This is a genomic window from Pseudomonas sp. UBA6310 (assembly GCF_002438225.1).
Lineage (GTDB): Bacteria > Pseudomonadota > Gammaproteobacteria > Pseudomonadales > Pseudomonadaceae > Pseudomonas_O > Pseudomonas_O kuykendallii.
Genome location: NZ_DJTK01000072.1, coordinates 1 through 19,224, shown reverse-complemented (window position 1 = coordinate 19,224; position 19,224 = coordinate 1). Strand labels below are relative to the sequence as shown.

Genomic DNA, 19,224 nt, shown 5'->3' with positions numbered 1-19,224 from the left:
GCCGCCTGGATGCCGGCGATGCGCGCGACGGCGAATACGTCGCCCTTGGGGTGGCCGCCCTGCTGGATCATCGCCAGGGTGGCGGGGAGCATGCGCACCCGCGCTTCGGCGGTGGCTTCGCGCGAGGTCACCGCCTTTTCGGTGACGTCGACCATGTTGGCGCGGCCTTGGGAATCGAGGTGGGTGAGCATGGGAGTCGTCCGGCATTGAAAGCCGGCAGTTTACAACGAAGGTGCCGCGCTGCGTGCCGGAGGCGGCACGCAGCGACGGGCTGAAGGCACCGCCAGGGCGGCGGTGCGCGGGGCATGGCTTACATGTGCGCTTCGGCGTACTCCGCGAGGACCGAACGCGGCACACCCTGCAGGGTGATGTGCACGCCGTGGGGGAAATCCTTGAAACGCTCCGTGAGGTAGGTGAGGCCCGAACTGGTGGCGGACAGGTACGGGGTGTCGATCTGCGCCAGGTTGCCCAGGCAGATCACCTTCGAGCCTGCGCCGGCGCGGGTGATGATGGTTTTCATCTGGTGCGGGGTGAGGTTCTGGCACTCGTCGATGAGGATCAGGCTCTGCTGGAAGCTGCGCCCGCGGATGTAGTTGAGCGATTTGAACTGCAGCGGGACCTTTTGCAGGATGTAGTCGACGCTGCCGTGGGTGTTCTCGTCGTCCATGTGCAGGGCTTCGAGGTTGTCGGTGATGGCGCCGAGCCAGGGCTCCATCTTCTCGGCTTCGGTGCCGGGCAGGAAGCCGATGTCCTCGTCGAGGCCCTGCACGCTGCGGGTGGCGATGATGCGCCGGTAGCGCTTGGTCACCATGGTCTGCTCGATGGCCGCGGCCAGCGCGAGGATGGTCTTGCCGGAGCCGGCCGCGCCGGTCAGGTTGACCAGGTGGATGTCCGGATCGAGCAGCGCGAACAGCGCCAGCGCCTGGTGGATGTCACGCGGGCGCAGGCCCCAGGCTTCCTGGTGCAGCAGCGGTTCCTGGTGCATGTCGAGGATCAGCAGCTCGCTCTCGCGAATGCCCTTCACCCAGCCGACGAAACCCTGCTCGTCGAGGATGAACTCGTTGACGTGCACCGCCGGCAGGTTGTCGGTGAGCTGCACGCGGTGCCAGGTGCGACCATGGTCCTGGCGGGTGTCGACCTTGGCCACGCGGTCCCAGAACGAGCCGGTCATGCTGTGGTAGCCGCGCGAGAGCATGTCGACGTCGTCGATCAGCTGGTCGGAGTGGTATTCCTCGGCATCGATCCCGCAGGCACGCGCCTTCAGGCGCATGTTGATGTCCTTGGTCACCAGCACCACCAGCTCGCCGGGGAAGCGGCTGCGCAGTTCCACTAGCTGGTTGATGATCTTGTTGTCGTTGAGGTGCTCGGGCAGCCAGGTGATCGGCTCCGCGCGCTTGCTCATGAGGATGGACAGCGTGCCCTTGGGCCCGCTCTTGCCGCGCTGGATCGGTACGCCCTTCTCCACCTCTTCCGGAGTGGCATCTCCCAGCACCTTGTCGATCAGGCGTATCGCCTGGCGGCACTCCGCGGCGACGCTGTGTTTACCGGTCTTCAGACTGTCGAGTTCCTCCAGCACGGTCATCGGAATGGCGACGTGGTGTTCCTGGAAATTGAGCAAGGCGTTTGGATCGTGGATCAGGACGTTGGTATCGAGGACGTAGAGGATTGGCTGGGTAGAGCTTGAGCGTCCGTGGTCATCCATACTCGGTCACCTTTTCGAGAGGCCAGGCGACGGAATGCCGGAACAGCGCTCCGCCGCGAAGGACCGCCGACTCCCTGCGTCACGGACGCGGGGGACTGCATTCAAGGTGCGGGCTGGGGACGCCACCTGTCTGCAGGAATCGGCTGTCTGAAAACGTTCATACAGCAGTTTCGATGACGATAAGAAGTCTTTTTTCCTGCCGGACGGCCTTTTTTGTCACAGCGACGAAATGACCTTGGCGAGGCTTCCGGGCGCCGTTAAAGTCGGAAGTCCGCCCCACCGGGGCCTGCCGCAAAAATCGCCCCTGCGGTTCCCCGAACTTCCCGCGAAACGCCCGTCCTTGATGCGCTCCGGCGCTTTTCTCGCCTTTCCGCCACGCTATCGCCCCGACTGATCGCCCGCATGGCTGGAGCCGCACCCCGGGTAACGCCTAGAATCGGCGCCGACCCCAAGGAGACAACGACCCATGCTGATGGTGATTTCACCGGCCAAGACGCTGGACTACGACACCCCGCCGACCACCGCCACACACAGCCTCCCGCAGCACCTGGACGACGCCCAGGTACTGGTCGAGCAGCTGCGCGCCATGAGCCCGGCGCAGATCGGCGAGCTGATGCACCTCTCGGACAAGCTCGCCGGCCTCAACGCCGCGCGTTACGGCAGCTGGAACGCGGACTTCACCCCTGCCAACGCCAAGCAGGCTCTGCTGGCGTTCAAGGGCGATGTCTACACCGGCCTTGCCGCCGAGGATTTCACCGAGAAGGATTTCGCCTTCGCCCAGCAGCACCTGCGCATGCTCTCCGGCCTCTACGGCCTGTTGCGCCCGCTCGACCTGATGCAGCCGTATCGCCTGGAAATGGGCACCAAGCTGGCCAACCCGCGCGGCGCCGATCTGTACGCCTTCTGGGGCGAACGTATCACCGGCTGGCTCAATGAAGCCCTGGCCGCGCAGGGCGACGACGTCCTGCTCAACCTGGCGTCGAAGGAGTACTTCTCCTCGGTCAAACGCAAGGCGTTCGCCGGCCGCATCGTCGACACCGAGTTCAAGGACCTGAAGAACGGCCAGTACAAGATCATCAGCTTCTACGCGAAGAAAGCCCGCGGGCTGATGGCGCGTTACGTGATCAAGGAGCGCCTGAAGGACCCGCGCCAGCTGCAGGGCTTCGACTATGCCGGCTACCGCTTCAGCGCCGACCAGTCGAGTGCGGACAGCCTGGTGTTCCTGCGCGACGAGCCGCAGGACTGATCGAGCCGCCGAACGCGTCGCGGTAGCCGCCCGCCACGTTTCTTGTTGTACGATGTCGCAGCGCTTGCCGCACCTTGGTCGCCTGGCAATTCGACCAAGGCCGGGCTTGCGCATGACAACTACAAGAAGAAGGAACTGCCACATGAGCCAACCCGTCGTCCTGATCACAGGATGCTCCAGCGGCATCGGCCGCGCGCTGGCCGACACCTTCAAGCGCGGCGGCTACCAGGTCTGGGCCAGCGCCCGCAAATCCGAGGACCTGGCCTCCCTGGAAAGCGCCGGCTTCAATGCCGTGCAGCTCGACGTCAACGATGCCAGCGCCGTCCACCGCCTCGCCGAACGCCTGCTGAAAAACGCCGGGCGCCTCGACGTGCTGATCAACAACGCCGGCTACGGCGCGATGGGCCCGCTGCTGGACGGCGGCGCCGAAGCCCTGCGCCGGCAATTCGAAACCAACGTGTTCGCGGTGGTCGGCGTGACCCGCGCCTGCTTCCCGCTGCTGCGCGAGAGCCGCGGCCTGGTGGTCAACATCGGCAGCGTGTCCAGCGTCCTGGTGACCCCCTTCGCCGGCGCCTACTGCGCCTCCAAGGCGGCGGTGCACGCGCTGTCCGATGCCTTGCGCATGGAGCTGGCGCCGTTCGCCATCGAGGTGATGGAAGTGCAGCCCGGCGCGATCGCCTCGAGCTTCGGCACCAACGCCAGCCGCGAGGCCGAATCGCTGATCGGCGAGGACTCGCCCTGGTGGCCGATCCGCGACGGCATCCGCGCCCGCGCCAACGCCTCGCAGGACAACCCGACGCCGGCCAGCGACTTCGCCCAGCAGTTGTTCGACGCCGTGCGCCGCCCGCAACGCCCGCGCCTGTTGCGCCTGGGCAACGGCAGCCAGGCGCTGCCGCTGCTGGCGCGCTGGTTGCCCAAGGGGCTGCTGGAAAAGGGCCTGCGCCGGCGCTTCGGCCTGAACGTGGCGCTGTAGAGCGGCTGATCCGCCGCGCCTGTAGAATCAGCGTTCCCTTCGATGACAAGGCCTCGCCGTGCTCAACTACCTCTGGTTCTTCGCCGCCGCGCTGTTCGAGATCGCCGGCTGCTACGCCTTCTGGCTGTGGTTGCGGATGGACCGCAGCGCGCTGTGGATCGCCCCCGGCCTGCTGGCGCTGACGGCCTTCGCGCTGATCCTCACCCGCGTCGAGGCCGAGTTCGCCGGTCGCGCCTACGCCGCCTACGGGGGCGTTTACGTCTGCTCGGCACTGTTCTGGCTCGCGTTCGTCGAGCGTACCCGCCCGCTACCCAGCGACTACCTCGGCGGCGCGGTGTGCCTGCTGGGCGCCGCGATCATCCTCTTCGGCCCGCGGCTGTCGCACAGCTGAAGCCGCGGTTTCAGGCCGGCGTCGGCGCCACTGCCGGGACCGGACGCGCCTTGCGGAACACCAGCAGGTTGCCGGCCATCACCAGCACCAGGCCGCACAGGGCCGGCAGCGTCCACTGGTAGCCCTCGACGAACGCCGAGATGTTCAGCGCCACCACCGGGAACAGCACGGTGCAATAGGCGGCGCGTTCCGGCCCCATGCGGCCGACCAGGGTCAGGTAGGCGGTGAAGCCGATCACCGAGCCGGGAATCGCCAGGTACAGCAGCGAGCCGACGTAGCGCGTGCTCCAGTCGAAGCTCAGCGGCGTGCCGCTGACCAGGCACACCGCGAGCAGCGCCAGGGTGCCGTAGAGCATGCCCCAGGCGTTGCTGCTCAGCGGGCGCAGGCCGGCCTTCTGCTGCAGGCTGGAGAGCAGGTTGCCGGCGGAGAAACACAGGGTCCCGAGCAGCGCCAGGCCGAGGCCGATCAGGGTTTCACGGCTGGCGGAGTGGCCGCCCAGTTCCGGCCAGAACAGCAGCGCCAGGCCGAGCAGCCCCAGCGCGCCGCCGGCCAGCACGTTCGCCGCGATGCGCTGGCCGAAGAACACCCGCGCGTTCAGCGCGTTCCACAGGGTGGCGGTGCTGAACACCACCGCGATCAAGCCACTGGGTATCCACTGGCTGGCGCTGTAGAAGCACAGGAAGTTGACGCAGAACAGGCACAGCCCCTGGGCCACGCAGAGCAGCTGCGCGCGACGATCGAGCCGTTGCAGGCTGCCGCGCAGCAGCAGGTAGGCGAACAGCACCAGCGCGGCCAGGGCGAAGCGATAGGCGATGGAGGCGGCGATGGCGACGTCGCCCATCTGCAGCTTGATGGCGATCCAGGTAGTCCCCCAGATCAGCACGGTGAGCAGGTACAAGGCGAGGTTCATGGTGACTCCCGAAGCGAAAGGGCAAGCGATGCGGCGACGCAGAGTCTGCCGCGCGTCGGGCCTGGCCGCTTGCAGGAACTTGCGCTTTTGACGGCCGTGATCGCTCGGCAACGGAAGCCGTCGGCGGTGGTCAACATGCGATACTCCATGGCCGCACGCGGACGCGCCGCAAGCCGCCCGTTTCGCCGTCCACCCAACTCCGCGAATCGATGAACGTCCGCGGTACCCCCACGCCGCTACGGCGGGTTCCGGCAAGGCTTATCCAGAGAGTTCTATGACCCCAGTGCCAGGCGACTCCATGTCCGTTCCGCGAAACGACAACAGCATCAGCAGCAAGCTGGATTTTCCCGTCGTCGGCATCGGCGCCTCGGCAGGCGGGCTGAAAGCCCTGCAGCGGTTTCTGGAGCAGATGCCGAAGGACAACGGCATGGCCTTCGTGGTGATCCTGCACCTCTCGCCGGATCACGAAAGCAGCGCGGCGCAGGTGCTCCAGCGCGCCACCCGGATGAAGGTCCTGCAGGTGACCGAACCGGTGCCGATCGAGAAACACCACGTCTATGTGATTCCGCCGGGCAAGGACCTGTCGATGAACGACGGCTACCTGCGCCTGACCGACCCGCCGGCACGCCGTGGCCAGCACACGTCCATCGACCTGTTCTTCCGTACCCTGGCCGATGTACACAAGGAGCGCGCGTTCTGCATCGTCCTCTCTGGCAACGGCAGCGACGGCACCGTCGGCCTGGCGCGCATCAAGGAACAGGGCGGCGTGACCATGGCGCAGACCCCCGAAGATGCGGAATACGAAGGCATGCCGCGCAGCGCGATAGAGACCGGCCTGGTGGACATGGTCCTGCCGGTTACCGACATGCCGCAGAAGCTCACCGAGCTGTGGCAGAACCTGCGCAACATCGCCCTGCCGGACTATCCCCAGGAAGATTCCGCGATCCAGATTCATGGCGTCGAGACCAAGGAACAGGCACAGGCTGCAGAGCGGGCGCTGCGCGACGTGATCAACCTGCTGCGCAACCGCACCGGGCACGATTTCCGCCATTACAAGCGTGCGACGGTGCTGCGCCGCATCGAGCGACGGATGCAGGTGAATGCCAAGCAGAGCCTTCCCGCGTACCTGGACTACCTGCTGGAAAACAATGGCGAGACGCACGCGCTGCTGGGCGACATGCTGATCGGCGTGACCAACTTCTTCCGCGACCGCGAGGCCTTCGAGGCGCTGGAACGCGACATCATTCCCCTGCTCTTCGAGGAAAACACCGACGAGGAGCGCGAAATCCGCGTCTGGTCGGCGGGCTGCTCGACCGGCCAGGAGGCCTACTCGCTGGCGATGCTACTCAGCGACCAGGCGGAGCTCGACGGCAGGCCGGCGAAACTCCAGGTGTTCGCCACCGACATCGACGAACGCGCCATCGCGGTCGGGCGCGCCGGCATCTTTCCCGAGGCGATCATCACCGACGTGACGCCGACGCGCCTGCGGCAGTTCTTCACCAAGGAACAGACGTACTATCGGATCAAGAAGGAAATCCGCGAGAAGATGCTGTTCGCCCAGCACAGCCTGCTTCGCGATCCGCCGTTTTCCAAGCTCGACCTGATTTCCTGCCGCAACCTGCTGATCTACCTCGACCGCGACGTGCAGCACGACATCCTGAGGATGTTCCACTTCGCCCTGCGCCCGGGCGGCTACCTGTTCCTCGGCAGTTCGGAGTCGGCCGATGCCTGCGCCGACCTGTTCACCGTGATAGACAAGAAGAACCGCATCTACCGCGCCAGGACCGACATCGGAATCACCCGGCCCACGCCAGTGGTGCCGACCGAAGGTTTCCAGCTCGCCCCCACGGTAATGAAGACCACCAGCTACGAGCGGCGCAAGGTGTCCTTCGCCGAAGTGCATCGCCGCGTGCTCGAGCAGTACGCGCCGCCCAGCGTGATCGTCAACCACGAGTCCGAGATCGTGCACATGTCCGATCGCGCCGGACACTTCCTGCGCTACGTCGGTGGCGAGCCCTCGCACAACCTGCTGACCCTGGTCCACCCGGAACTGCGCCTGGAACTGCGCACCGCGCTGTTCCAGGCCATCCAGTCGCGGATGAGCGTAGAGGCCCGCCGCGTGCGCCTGGCCCGCGACGGCCGGACCTTCTACGTGAACATGGTGGCGCGCCCGTTCACCGATGGCGAAGCCGGTAGCGAACTGGTGCTGGTGCTGTTCGACGAGGTCGAGGAAACGATGAGCAACGAGGCCAAGTCGCCCCGTGACGACGGCAAGGACAGCGTGCTCTCGCATCTGGAGGAGGAGTTGCAGCGCACCAAGCAGCAGCTGCAAGCCACCATCGAGCAGTCGGAAACCTCCACCGAGGAACTCAAGGCCTCCAACGAGGAACTGCAGGCGATCAACGAGGAACTGCGCTCCACCACCGAGGAACTGGAGACCAGCAAGGAGGATTTGCAGTCGATCAACGAGGAGCTGATCACCGTCAACCACGAGCTGAAGTCCAAGGTCGAGGAAACCGGCAAGATCAACGACGACCTGCAGAACCTGATCACCTCGGCCGACATCGCCACGGTGTTCGTCGACCGCGGCCTGCGCATCAAGTGGTACACCCCGCGGGCGGTCGACATCTTCAGCATCATCCCGACCGACGCCGGCCGCTCGCTGCTGGATATCACCCACCGCCTGTATTACGACGAGCTGGCCGAGGACACCTCGCGGGTGTTCGAGTCGCTCCGGCTGATCGAGCGCGAAGTGCAGAGCACCGATGGCGCCTGGTACATCGTGCGCCTGCTGCCCTATCGCACCACCGAGGACCGTATCGAAGGGGCCGTGCTGACCTTCTTCGACATCAGCCGCCGGCGCGAGGCCGAGGAGCAACTGCGTGCCGGCGAGGAACTGATGCGCCTGGTGGCGGAAAGCACCCGCGACTACGCCATCATCACGCTGGACACCGAGGGCCTGATCACCAGCTGGAACAAGGGCGCCGAGATCAACTTCGGCTACCTCGAGCAGGAAGCGCTGGGGCAGCCCGGCGCGCTGATCTTCACGCCCGAAGACATCGAGGCCGGCGTGCCGCAGCAGGAGATGCTCAAGTCCCGCGAGAACGGCCGCGCCGAGGACGAACGCTGGCACCAGCGCAAGGACGGCAGCCGCTTCTACTGCAGCGGGATCATGACCCCTCTGGTCGGCCAGCGGCAGGGCTACGTGAAGATCGCCCGCGACCTGACCGAGCACAAGCGTCAACTGATGCAGCAGGAAAGCCAGCTGAACGAGAGCAAGAACTCCAGCCAGCTCAAGGATGAGTTCTTCGCCATCATGTCGCACGAGCTCAAGCACCCGCTGAACCTGATCCAGCTGCATGCCGAGCTGCTCAGCCGCCTGCCGGCGGTCAAGTCCTCGGGGTTGATGAGCAAGGCGGCGCACACCATCCAGCAGGCGGTGCAGAGCCAGGCGCGGATCATCGACGACCTGCTCGACCTGTCCCGCGTGCGCACCGGCAAGCTCAAGCTCAAGAGCACACCCGTAGACCTGCGCCAGCTGATCGACGACATCGGCAAGGTGGCCCAGGCCGAAGCCGCGGCGCGGGATATCGCCTTCAGCGTGCGCCACGGCGCCGACGGCGAACCGATGATCATCGAGGCCGACTTCACCCGCGTCGAGCAGATCGTCTGGAACCTGGTGAACAACGCCCTGAAATTCACCCTCAACGGCGGTCACGTTACCTTGCTCACGGACCTGGACGGGGGCATGGCGCGGCTGCAGGTGATCGACGACGGACAGGGCATCGACCAAGACTTCCTGCCCAAGGTGTTCGAACTGTTCGGCCAGGGCGAAGGCCAGCACGCGCAGCGCAACCGCGACGGCCTCGGCATCGGCCTGTCGCTGGTGCGGCAACTGGCCGAAGCGCATGGCGGGCGCGTCGCCGTGACCTCAGCCGGCCGGCAGCGAGGCAGCACCTTCAGCGTCTGGTTGCCGCTCTACACCCTGCCGCACGCGCTTGCGGCCGATAAGGGGGCCGTCGAAGGCGGCAAGCTCAGGAACCTGCGGATTCTCCTGGTGGACGACTCGCCGGACATCCTCGAAACCCTGCAGATGCTGCTGGAGATGGAAGAGGCCCGGGTGACCACCGCGACCAGCGGCGAGAAGGCGCTGGCGCTGGCCGACACCCAGACGTTCGACCTGATCCTCTCCGACATCGGCATGCCGAACATGGACGGCCACGCGTTGATCCGCGCCCTGCGCCAGTTGCCGCAATGCGCCGGCGTGCCGGCCATCGCCCTCACCGGCTACGGCACCAGCGATGACGCGCAGAAAACCCTCGACGCCGGTTTCAACCAGCACATCGGCAAACCGGTGGCCTACGACGCCCTGATCGCCACCATCGAGAAGCTGCTGCACTGACTTGCAGATTCTTGCGCTTTTTCGCCGACGGTGGCTGCGCAGGCCGCCGTCGGCGCCGTAGGATGACGGCATTGAGGTGTCCGCATGTCGCAGCTCGAACAGAATCAGGTCTTCCAATCCCTCGCCAGCTCTCCCCATGCCCGCCTGGAACACAGCGCGGAACTGGGCGACGGGCTGGCTGCGGCGTTGTGGAGCAACCATCACGACGCCCGCGACTACACCGGTACGGCCTGGCACACGCTGTCCTGCTACCTGGACGGCGGCACCGGCACCTTCCGCCGCGAGCGCCCGCATGCCAAGGGCGCGCCGGACAAGCTGTGCGTCCTCCCCGCCGGGCATGAATCGGCCTGGGTAATCAACGGCGACATCCGCCTGGCCCACCTCTACGTCAGCCCGGAACGCTTCGCGCAGAGCGCGGTGACCCTGCTCGACCGCGAACCGCGCGAACTGCAGCTCAACGAGGCGACCTTCCTCGACGATCCGCAGCAGGCCCGGCGCTTCCGCCAGCTGAGCCAACTGGACTGGAGCGAACCCGGCGAGCGCCTGCTGACCAGCAGCCTCGCCCACGCCATGCTCGAACACGCGCTGCTGACCCAGGTCGGCCGCCGGCCCGAGCTGCGCCTGAAGGGCGGGCTGGCGCCGCGGCTGCGGCGGCGCCTGGTCGACTACATCGAAGCGCACCTGGACGACGCCATTAGCCTTGGCCAGTTGGCCGGCATCGCGGCGCTGTCCGAGTATCACTTCGCGCGGATGTTCCGCGAGAGCTTCGGCCTGCCGCCGCACCGCTACCTGCTGGCCCGGCGTCTGCAACGTGCCCGCGAGTTGCTGCGCGACAGCCCTCTGGCGCTCGGTGACATCGCCCTGGCCTGCGGCTTCGCCAGCGCCAGCCACTTCAGCAACCGCTTCCGCGCCGAATTCGGCGGCACGCCGGGACAGTACCGGCAGGCCCTGAGCCGCCCGCTGTAGCGCGCTTGCGCCGGCCTCGCGCGCCGTCCCGCACACGCTTGCACCTCCGACGAACGCCCGCCAACGGGTGCCCAAGCGCGGCGCCGCGTGCGAGAATTGACGGTTCACGACTCGCAGCGACCGAGCATGTTGAAACCCTCATCGCCCCCTTCCGCCGTGCCGATGCGCCCGGACCTCCGCCGGGGCCTGCCTGACGACTGGCGGGCCGCCTTCGACCCTGCCTGCCTGGAGCGTGCCCGGGCTTACGCCGAGCAGGAGCGGGCGACGCTGCTGGAAGTGGACGAACTGAACCTGCGCGCACTCTGCTCCGGCAGTGCCGACCTGCCCTACCGGCAGACCATCCGCCTGCAGCCGCAGGGCGACGGCTGGACGTTCCACTGCAGTTGCAGCTGCCCGGTCGGACGCAACTGCAAGCACGCCGCGGCCGCCCTGCTGACCCTGCAGCGCCAGCTCGATCGCCACGAAGCGCTGCCCAGCGCCAACGCGCCGGACGAGATCCTCCGCGACGACCTGCAACCGCAGCCGCTGCTCAGCCTGAACAGCCACGTGCGCGTGCATTTCGACGCGCGCAAGGGGCGCATGACCGAGCAGACCCAGCACCGCGCCGCCCTCGCCTTCGAGTACGCCGGACACCTGGCGCACGGACGGCAGAACCGCGACCTGGTCGTGCCGCTCGCCGATCACCGGCAACTGCGCATCCGCCGCCAGCCGGAGGCCGAAGCGGCGCTGCGTCGCGAACTCGGCCAGTACGGTTTCAGCGTCGCCCTGCGGGTCAGCGAAGCGCTGCCGGAAAAGGCCGGAGAGGCCTTCGAGCTGCCCGCCGACGCCGCCTGGCTGAGCTTCGTCCGCGAAGGCCTGCCGCGCCTGCGCGAGCAGGGCTGGCGCATCCTGATCCGCCCGGAATTCCTCTTCCACCTCGCCGAAATCGACGCCTGGTATTCGCGCCTGGAAGAAACCCCGGAGCAGAACTGGTTCGATCTGGAGATGGGCGTCGAAGTCGAGGGCCGCCGCGTCAGCCTGCTGCCGGTACTGCTGCATGCGATCCGCCATACGCCCTGGCTGCTCAGCGCCGACACGCTGCACAAGCGCCGTGACGACGAGATGCTGATGGTGCCGCTGCCAGGCGACGGGCGCCGCGTCGCGCTGCCTTTCGCGCGGCTGAAACCGCTGCTCGGCGCGCTCGGCGACCTGTTCTTCCGCGATCCACCGCTGGAACAGGATCGCCTGCGCCTGGCCAAGCCGGACGCCGCACGGCTGGCCGGCATGGAGGCCAGCCTCGCCCTGGAATGGCAGGGTGGCGAACGCCTGCGGCGCTTCGCCGAACGCCTGCGCGAGCTGCCGCAGCAGCCGGCCGCCGCGCCCGCGGGACTCAACGCGCAATTGCGCCCGTATCAGGCGCAGGGCCTGGCCTGGATGCAGGCGCTGGGCGAACTGGAGGCCGGCGGCGTGCTGGCCGACGACATGGGCCTGGGCAAAACCCTGCAGACCCTTGCCCACGTGCTGGCGGAAAAACACGCCGGACGCCTGACCCGCCCGGCGCTGATCGTCATGCCCACCAGCCTGATTCCCAACTGGCAGGACGAAGCGGCGCGTTTTGCCCCGGATCTGCGCGTGCTGGCGCTGCATGGTCCACGTCGGCGCGCGCACTTCGCCAAACTCGACCAGTACGACCTGCTGCTGACCACCTACGCGCTGCTGCCGCGCGATACCAAGGTGCTGGCCGCGCAGCCCTTCCATCTGCTGATTCTCGACGAGGCGCAGAACGTCAAGAATGCCCGCAGCAAAGCGGCCCAGGCGGTGCGCGAACTCAGCGCCGGCCAGCGCCTGTGCCTGACCGGCACGCCGCTGGAGAATCACCTGGGCGAACTCTGGGCGCTGTTCGACTTCCTCATGCCGGGCTGGCTGGGCACCGAGAAGAGCTTCAACCAGACCTACCGCGCGCCGATCGAGAAGCATGCCGACGCCGCGCGCCTGGCCCAGTTGAATGCCCGCGTGCGCCCGTTCCTGTTGCGCCGCACCAAGGAGCAGGTGGCGCGCGAGTTGCCGCCGAAGACCGAGGTGATCCAGTGGGTCGAGCTCAGCGATGCGCAGCGCGACCGCTACGAGACGCTGCGCCTGGCGATGGATCGCAAGGTCCGCGAGGAGATCGGGCGCCAGGGCCTGGCGCGCAGCCAGATCATCATCCTCGAGGCGCTGCTGCGCCTGCGCCAGGCCTGCTGCGACCTGCGCCTGCTGGAAGGCGAGAAGACGCCCTACAAACCCGAGCATTCGGCCAAGCTGGCGACCCTGCTGGAGATGCTCGAGGCGCTCTTCAATGAGAACCGCCGGGTGCTGCTGTTCTCCCAGTTCACCGGCATGCTTGGGCTGATCGAGGCCGAATTGCAGCGCCGCAAGATTCCCTACGCGCTGCTCACCGGCGCGACGCGCGACCGGCGCACGCCGGTGCAGCAGTTCCAGGCCGGCACCCTGCCGATCTTCCTGATCAGCCTCAAGGCCGGCGGCGCCGGGCTCAACCTCACCGCCGCCGACACCGTGATTCACTTCGACCCCTGGTGGAACCCGGCCGCCGAGGCGCAGGCCAGCGATCGCGCCTACCGCATTGGCCAGGACAAGCCGGTGTTCGTCTACAAGCTGATCGCCCGTGGCAGCGTCGAGGAGAAGATCCAGCAGCTGCAGCAGGCCAAGGCCGGCCTGGCCCGCGGCGTGCTGGAGGGCGGATCGCAGGGCGAATGGAAGATGACCGAGGAAGAAGTGGACCGGCTGCTGGCGCCGCTGGATGCCTGAGGCAGCCAGCGGCCCGTGACGGAACTAGCCGTTGGGCAACGGCTCGTTGGCGGCCTTGGCGCTGATCTGATTGAGGCAGCGAATGCCCTGGCCATTGTCGATGGCCAGGCCGAAACGAATGCTCTGCACCGTCTGCTCCAGCTTGGACAGGTCGCCCAGCTGTTCGCTGCTCAGCGCACGACGGGCAACCACGCCGCTCTCGTTGGTCAGCGACATGGTGATGCTGCCGTCCATGCGTTCGATGCTGAAGCGCACATGGAACTCGTCCTTGAAGGATTCGCTGACGAACTGGAAAGGATTGAGCATGGCCGTACACCTGCGGAACATGAGTGTCCCTGGTGACCTAGCAAGTCCACGGCCAACTCTTGAAAACCACCGACGGCCGGTTGAGCAACAGTGCACATTCCGGACAGGGACGCGGTCCTTCGATCCCCGGATGCCCCGCCAGACACCCCGCCGCAAAGCGCCTGAACCGGCACGCGAAGCGCTTCAATCGCGTTCGGAAGCCTCGCGCTCCGCCGCCGGACGCGGCCCCGGCTTGCCCGGCCCGTCGTGCTGCACCGAAGGGAAGCGCGACGAGGCATAACGCACCACCAGAATCGCCACGGCCAGCAGCAGGATTGCAGCCGACACGTAGATCACGCTGAGGTCCGGCCGGTTGTGGTGGGAAACGTCCGAGATCAGCAGGCGGGTCAACGCGGTGATCGCCACGTAGATCAAGAAGCGCACCGGCATGTGGTTGGTCTTGAAGTAAATCCCCACCATGGCGCCCAGTTCCAGGTAGATGAACAGCAGGAGGATGTCGTCGACGCTGGTGTGCCCCTTCTCCACCATGTCGCAGAACGCCATCACCGCCGCCCAGGCGGTCACCGCGCCAATGGCGAACAGCGCCAGGTAATGGAAGCTCTCCACCAGCAGGTTGCCCAGCGACTCGGCCAGTTCATGCAGGGAATGACGCAGGGACTCGGCCCAATTCAGTTTCACGTTGACGCTCCTTGGCTGGCTCGCGGGATTATCCTGTGCACGGCGCATGCAGGAACGGCACCAGCGGCATCGAAGATGCTACGCGATGGCCGTGACGATTTCGCCGCGGCAGTACCAAAGCAGGAAATCGCCGACAGACTTTCCTCGGCGGCGGCGGCACCGTACACTGTATATAAATCCAGTAACATCAACCCAAGCTGAAGGCAATCGAGGTGGGGAATGGCCGTCGAAGTGGTGTATCGCAGCAGTCGCGATCAGGAGCGTTTGTTCATGGATAAAGCCGAGGCGGATCGTTACGACAAGATGCTCGAGCTGGCCGAATCCCTCGGCGAGGTGCTGCAGAAGGCCGTGCCTTCGCTGAGCGAACAGCAGGTCGAGGAAGTCGGCATTTTCATGGCGAAGAATCGCGAGGTGTTCGCCCGCGCCTTCAAGAATCAGGCGGACGCCCTGAGCGAGATCGTCCTCGACGGCGCCGGGCAGTAGCGGCGCGGCTCACCGGCAGCGCCTGCACCGCACTGCCGGCGCGCCTCGGCAGGCTTGCTCGAAATTTCACCAGAAAAGGGCAAAGCCTTGATTTCCGTGGTCTTTCTGGTGCATCGCCCGACCGTCCATCGGTTTCGCCGGAAAACCAGCGAAACGCGCCGCCTTCCGTAGATGCGCCGCGAACTTTATCGGCACCGCCTCGTCCATCTACCTGTGTGAATTAAGCCACCCAGGCAGGTACCGAGATGGAAAGCCCCTTTCAGATGATTTCCGACGTCTTCCAGGCTGACTATTACGTGAACTTCAGCATTGAGCGGCTTGATGGCAGCGTGCTGCTGACGCTGTCCAATGACGACGGCGTGACCGTCAAGCGCTTCATCAGTGCCGATCAGTGGCGCAATCGCGAGAAGCTCGAGCGTTTCATCATGAGCGTGCAGCTCGGCCTGGCCATCGAGAATGGCGAGGCTTCCCCGGCGCTGCTCGCCTCCATGGCGCAAGGCGCGCATTCGACATCCTCGGCCAGCCAAGCCCGCAACTGAACCAGGAATCCTGCGAGCGCCGGCACGCCGGTCATCGCAGGCGGCCTCGCCCGACCGCACCCCGCCCCTCCCGTTTTCGCCCCGCCTCCACCGCCGGGCCGCTCCTGCTGGACGAAGGTTCGTCGGCCAGCTAAATAACTAGAGCGAGCCAGCCTGGAGGGTCGCCATGAATCCGCGTCAAGCCTGCCTAGCCTGTCTGGAATCGGACCCCCCCGCCGTTTTCGAGGCGGCGCTCTGGGTTGCCGCCGAACATGACGCCGACGTGCAACCCGCGCAGGTGCTGCGCGAGCTGGCGAGCCTCGAGCAGCGCGTGGCCGTGGCACTGCCGCAATTGCCGGCCAGGGAGCTGGCGCAACCGCTGCTGCGCCAGCTGAGCGCGCTGGACTTCCATGAAGACGACGATTCGCCGCTGCGCCCGCAGGCCGCGCTGCTGCACAAGGTGCTGCAGCGTCGCCGCGGTCAGCCGCTGTCGCTGGCGCTGATTGCCCTGGAACTGGCCCGGCGTCTGGAGATTCCCCTGCAGGGCGTCAACTTCCCCGGCTACTTCCTGCTCCGCGTGCCCGGCGCCGATCACCTGCTCGACCCCTGCGGCGGGCGTCGCCTGTATACCCGTGACTGCCGCGACCTGCTGGTGCGTCATTTCGGCAACGCGGTCGAACTGAGCGCCGCGCACCTGGCCACCTGCGACGGCCACGGGCTGTTGCGGCGGCTGTCGCGCAATCTGCGGCAATTGCACCAGCAGGCCGACGATCCGCTGGCGGCGCTGAAGGATGCCGAACGGGTCCTGCTGCTCGGGCCGCCGAACGTGGCCGATCACCTGGCGCGCGCGGACCTCTACCGCCTGATCGACTGCCCGCAGGGCGAGCGCTACGACCTCGAACGCGCCCTGCTGCTCAGCGACGACGAGGCCCAGCGGCTGACGGTGAGCCAGCGCCTGCGCCAGATGAACCGCACCACCGCCCTGCACTGAGGGCTACCCCATCAAACCCAGCGCCTTGGCGGTGGCCACCGCCTGGGTGCGGCGGCGCACGCCGAGCTTGACGTTGATCCGCCGCGCGTGGGTCTTCACCGTGTGCAGCGAGATGTAAAGCTGCTGGGCGATGTCCTGATTCGAACAGCCCTGGGCGATCAGCTTCAGCACGGTCAGTTCGCGCTGGCTGAGCAGCGCCCCGTCCGCCGCCGGCTGTACCTGCGCTTCGCGCTCCAGCGGGTTGAGCAGGCGTTCGTGCAACGGCTGCGCGCTGGCACCGGGCAGCAGGCGATCCAGCCAGTCGGCCTGGCGCTGCTGCAACGCCAGTAGCGGCCGCGCCAGGCGCTGACGCGCCGCCATGCCGAGCGCGCGGCGCAGCTCCTCCTCCGCCGCGTTCGCCTGCCCGGCCGCCAGCAGGGCCTCGGCCAGACTGCAGCGGCATTCGCAGGCGAGGTTCTGCAGGTCGTTCTGCAGGCATTCCTCGAGCAGCGCGCTCAGATCGTCCACCGCCCGCTGCGGCGATCCGTCGAGCAGTTCGCACAGCGCCAACTGGCGGCGCACGCGGATCACCACGTCGTAGGCGCCAGGCGGCGCCAGCAGGCCGTTGTCCCGGTAGTGCTGGAGAACCGGTTCGAGCGCGGCGCGGGCCTTGCCCACTTCGCCCTGCTGCAACCAGAGCACACCGAAGCCCAGTTGCAGCACGCAGCGATAGCGGATCGCGGGCACGTGCCGCCATTGCATCAGGCGCTCGGCCTCGGCGAGCCAGCGGAAGGCTTCGGTATGCTGGCCGGTGTAGGCGGCCAGCTCGGCGAGGCCGAGATAGCCGAAGAAGGTGTAGGCATCGCCACTGCCCAACGCCGCGTCCAGCCCCACCTGAAACGCCTCGCGCGCCTGCCTGGAGAGCCCCTGGACCGCTAGCAGATGAGCCCGCAGCAGCCATAGCCGCGCCGGCACCGGACCGGTCGGCGTGTCGCCCAGCGCATCGAGCGCCTGCTCCAGGAGTTCCAGCGCGCGATCGGTTTCCCCGCGCATTTCCAGCAGGTGCACGCGGTCGACGGTCAGCAGGCCCTCGTAGAGCACGCTGGCGTGCAGCCGGGCCAGCTTGATGCCTTCGTCGCCGTAGTGCTCGCCCTCGTCCAGATGGCCCTCGGCCAGCGCCTGCTGGCTGAGGATCTGGTAGCACAGCACGCGCTGCGACCAGGCCCGTTCGGGCAGCTCGGCGAGCGCTTCGAGGCACCACTGGCGAGCCTGCGGCTGGCCGCGCTGCCGTGCCAGGGCGCCGCTGATGGCTTGCCAGTGGGCGAGCAGTTCGCGCTGGCGGCGCGCGTCGGGCTGCGGCAGGAAGTGCGCCAGATCGGCCAGGCACGCCTCCACCTCGTCGAGCCGTGCGCAGATCATCAGCGCCCAGGCCTGCAGCGCGATCAACCGGCTGGTGCTGGAAAACAGCGTGTGCGGCAGCTCGTTGCGCCATTGCAGGAACAGCGAGACGTTCTGCCCGATCAGCAGTTGCTCCTGGCCGAAGCGCTGCAGGTAATTGGCCGCGACCTCCATCTGCCCGGCGAGCAGCGCCTGCTCAACCGCTTCGCGAATGTCGCCGTGGCTGGCGAACCACTGGCAGGCGCGCACGTGCACCGAGTTGGGCGGCAGCGGGCTCGGCAGCCGGCGCAGCACCAGCGCCAGCGGTCGCCACAGGCGGAACCAGTCGCCGCAACTGTCCAGCGCGCGGATGAACAGCTGGCGCTGACGCAACCTGGCAAGCCGCTCGGCCCCGCCGTCGAGCACGTGCTCGCAGAGTTCGGCGCAGAAGCGCGGCAGCAGGGTCAGGGCGAACAGGGCCTCGCGCAATTCGTCGTTCAGGTCCGCCAGCACGTCCTGCACGATGTAGTCGCGCAACAGCGGCGTGCCATTCACCAGCCGCTGCTCCAGTGCCTGCTCATCGGCGTCGAGCAACAGCAGGCGCACGCCGGCGAGCCAACCCTCGCTCACGTCGTGCAGACGCTCCAGGCTCTGCGCGCCGAGGGTCGGTGCCTGCAGGTCGAGCAGGCACTGAAGTTCATCGCGGGTCAGCGCCAGCGCCTGTGCGCCGAGCATCAGCAGGTCGCCCTGCAGTTGCAGCCTCGGCAGGTTCCAGGCGGGCCGCCGGCGGCTGCTGATCCACCAGCAGAGCGATGCCGGGCCGCGCTCGAACACCTGGTCCAGGCAGGCATCCAGTTCCGCCGCCTCTTCGCGCGGGTAATCGTCGAGGACCAGCCACAGCGGCTGCGCCTGCCGCTGCAACAGGTCGAGCAGCGCCTCCAGCACCGGTCCCTCGGCCGCCTCGTCAGCCAGCGCCGTGCTCAACCGCTCCAGCAGCGCAGCGGGGCTCAGCGCACGGCCGGCGAGGTCAAGCCAGACCAGCCGGGTGTCGCGCGGGAGCTGGCGCGCGCACTCGTTGAGCAGCACGCTCTTGCCGAAACCGGCGGGCGCGCAGAGCAGGCGCAGGCGGCATTCGCTGGCGAGCAAAGGCTGGGTGAGCCGCGTGCGCGGCAGATGCAGGGGCGGAAGACGGGGCAATGCGGGCGCTTTCGGCGCGACCGGCAGGCTGTCCCTGATGGCGCGGGTAAGCATGACGTCGGCTCTCTTGTTGTGATTGTGGAACCTTGCCCGATAGTAGTGCCTGCTCAGCCGGCGGTGCGATACGCGGTCGTAAAAAAGGCGGCCGTGATGGCCGCCTATCAGCAGGACTGTTGTTGCCCGGTTGGGCACGCGGCGAAGCGCGTCTCAGCGAACGCCGGCGTTGCGCAGTGCGGCCGGGGTGAAGTCGTTGGCCGACGCCTTGGTGCCGTAGCGGATCGCGCTCTTCTCCTCGTTGTTCATGCCGATCGACAGGTAGCG

General features: G+C 67.2%; 16 protein-coding genes. 9 read left to right on the top strand and 7 right to left on the bottom strand.

What is annotated here, in order from left to right; genetic code table 11:
- Together B3E91_RS17655 and B3E91_RS17650 are read right to left on the bottom strand one after the other, a co-directional pair.
- The coding region (locus B3E91_RS17655; protein WP_287030754.1) for a cyclic pyranopterin monophosphate synthase MoaC at positions 1–191 on the bottom strand (191 nt) is incomplete at its 3' end.
- Positions 192–310: 119 nt separating this feature from the next.
- The gene (locus tag B3E91_RS17650) at positions 311–1,702 is read right to left on the bottom strand and encodes a PhoH family protein (protein ID WP_273232057.1); all 1,392 of its coding nucleotides are present in this window, start codon (positions 1,700–1,702) and stop codon (positions 311–313) included.
- Positions 1,703–2,168: 466 nt separating this feature from the next.
- Between B3E91_RS17650 and yaaA the strand changes: the two genes are divergently transcribed.
- The 3 genes from yaaA (at position 2,169) to B3E91_RS17635 (ending at position 4,312) form a co-directional block, all read left to right on the top strand.
- A complete protein-coding gene (gene yaaA, locus B3E91_RS17645; RefSeq protein ID WP_287030753.1) occupies positions 2,169–2,948 on the top strand; it encodes a peroxide stress protein YaaA in 780 nt (259 codons plus the stop codon).
- A 142-nt stretch (positions 2,949–3,090) separates the two neighbouring features.
- On the top strand, positions 3,091–3,921 hold the full coding sequence (locus B3E91_RS17640; RefSeq protein WP_090226965.1) for an SDR family oxidoreductase: 831 nt from the start codon (positions 3,091–3,093) through the stop codon (positions 3,919–3,921).
- Positions 3,922–3,979: 58 nt separating this feature from the next.
- Positions 3,980–4,312 carry a YnfA family protein gene (locus tag B3E91_RS17635; RefSeq protein WP_090226964.1) on the top strand — a complete coding sequence of 111 codons (333 nt, stop codon included), beginning with the start codon at positions 3,980–3,982 and terminating at the stop codon, positions 4,310–4,312.
- Between the two features lie 10 nt (positions 4,313–4,322).
- Here B3E91_RS17635 and B3E91_RS17630 read toward each other — a convergent pair whose 3' ends face one another.
- The gene (locus tag B3E91_RS17630) at positions 4,323–5,222 is read right to left on the bottom strand and encodes a DMT family transporter (protein WP_287030752.1); all 900 of its coding nucleotides are present in this window, start codon (positions 5,220–5,222) and stop codon (positions 4,323–4,325) included.
- Between the two features lie 274 nt (positions 5,223–5,496).
- Here B3E91_RS17630 and B3E91_RS17625 point away from each other — a divergent pair, with 274 nt between their 5' ends.
- The 3 genes from B3E91_RS17625 (at position 5,497) to B3E91_RS17615 (ending at position 13,374) form a co-directional block, all read left to right on the top strand.
- Complete coding sequence (locus tag B3E91_RS17625; protein WP_414708295.1) at positions 5,497–9,624, top strand: chemotaxis protein CheB; 4,128 nt, start codon at positions 5,497–5,499, stop codon at positions 9,622–9,624.
- Positions 9,625–9,708: 84 nt separating this feature from the next.
- Positions 9,709–10,590 carry a helix-turn-helix domain-containing protein gene (locus B3E91_RS17620; protein ID WP_273232045.1) on the top strand — a complete coding sequence of 294 codons (882 nt, stop codon included), beginning with the start codon at positions 9,709–9,711 and terminating at the stop codon, positions 10,588–10,590.
- 162 nt (positions 10,591–10,752) lie between these two features.
- On the top strand, positions 10,753–13,374 hold the full coding sequence (locus B3E91_RS17615; protein WP_287030756.1) for a DEAD/DEAH box helicase: 2,622 nt from the start codon (positions 10,753–10,755) through the stop codon (positions 13,372–13,374).
- 24 nt (positions 13,375–13,398) lie between these two features.
- Here B3E91_RS17615 and B3E91_RS17610 read toward each other — a convergent pair whose 3' ends face one another.
- Positions 13,399–13,680: a DUF3509 domain-containing protein gene (locus B3E91_RS17610; protein WP_175534323.1), complete on the bottom strand. Its 282-nt coding sequence runs from the start codon at positions 13,678–13,680 to the stop codon at positions 13,399–13,401.
- A gap of 183 nt (positions 13,681–13,863) precedes the next feature.
- Positions 13,864–14,358, bottom strand: a complete 495-nt coding sequence (locus B3E91_RS17605; protein ID WP_090226951.1) for a phosphate-starvation-inducible protein PsiE — start codon at positions 14,356–14,358, stop codon at positions 13,864–13,866.
- A 219-nt stretch (positions 14,359–14,577) separates the two neighbouring features.
- On the opposite strand from B3E91_RS17605, the gene B3E91_RS17600 reads away from it, so the two are divergent.
- The 3 genes from B3E91_RS17600 to B3E91_RS17590 all read left to right on the top strand — a co-directional run bounded on the left by B3E91_RS17600 (position 14,578) and on the right by B3E91_RS17590 (position 16,350).
- Positions 14,578–14,841, top strand: coding sequence for a YebG family protein (locus tag B3E91_RS17600; protein ID WP_090226949.1), 264 nt, complete (start codon positions 14,578–14,580; stop codon positions 14,839–14,841).
- A 245-nt stretch (positions 14,842–15,086) separates the two neighbouring features.
- Positions 15,087–15,380, top strand: a complete 294-nt coding sequence (locus B3E91_RS17595; RefSeq protein ID WP_090226946.1) for a DUF3509 domain-containing protein — start codon at positions 15,087–15,089, stop codon at positions 15,378–15,380.
- 166 nt (positions 15,381–15,546) lie between these two features.
- Positions 15,547–16,350, top strand: coding sequence for a SirB1 family protein (locus B3E91_RS17590; protein ID WP_287030748.1), 804 nt, complete (start codon positions 15,547–15,549; stop codon positions 16,348–16,350).
- A 3-nt stretch (positions 16,351–16,353) separates the two neighbouring features.
- Here B3E91_RS17590 and B3E91_RS17585 read toward each other — a convergent pair whose 3' ends face one another.
- Complete coding sequence (locus tag B3E91_RS17585; RefSeq protein WP_287030747.1) at positions 16,354–18,957, bottom strand: LuxR C-terminal-related transcriptional regulator; 2,604 nt, start codon at positions 18,955–18,957, stop codon at positions 16,354–16,356.
- Between the two features lie 153 nt (positions 18,958–19,110).
- Positions 19,111–19,224: hypothetical protein (locus B3E91_RS17580; RefSeq protein ID WP_287030755.1), on the bottom strand; the 114-nt coding region annotated here is incomplete at its 5' end.